The sequence below is a fragment of the Burkholderia sp. BCC0044 genome, from assembly GCF_902832955.1.
In the GTDB taxonomy this organism is placed as follows: domain Bacteria; phylum Pseudomonadota; class Gammaproteobacteria; order Burkholderiales; family Burkholderiaceae; genus Burkholderia.
In genome coordinates this window covers 1-475 of the sequence record NZ_CADFDO010000019.1, presented here as the reverse complement: position 1 = coordinate 475, position 475 = coordinate 1, and the positions used below count along the sequence as shown (strand labels likewise).

The window sequence follows — 475 nt, the reverse complement described above, 5'->3', positions numbered from 1 at the left end:
CCCGTACCTCCGCCGAGCGTCAGCGTTCCGTTGCCCGCATGCGTGATCGTGCCGCCATCGTTGACGAGTGCGACAGGGGCGAGCGTCAGGTCGGTACTGTTGGTTTGCAGCGTGCCGCCGCTGGAATTGTCGAGCATGTCCGACACGTTCACGCTCATCGCTCCGGCGCCGGTCTGTGTGATCGTGCCGCCGTGATTCACGAGGTCGGTCGCGTTCAACGACATCTGCTCGGCCTGCACGGTGCCGGCGCTGTTGTCGAGGGTCGTACCAGTCAGCACAGCCGCCTGACCGACAATCGAGCCGCCGTTGTTGACCAAGCGCGCGCCTGCGTCGACAGCCACCTTTTGCGCGGCCTGCAGCGTGCCGCCGCCGTTGTCGACCGACTGGCCCGATACCCGCAGATTCGTGTTGGATGTGATCGCGCCGCGATTGACAACGTTTGCGCCTTGGACCGACACATCGCCGTTGCCGCCGA

At 65.5% G+C, this 475-nt stretch carries 1 pseudogene; it reads right to left on the bottom strand.

Annotation, left to right across the window (positions count from 1 at the left end):
* Window positions 1–475, bottom strand: a pseudogene (locus HWX14_RS36270) (hemagglutinin); the annotation flags it as partial.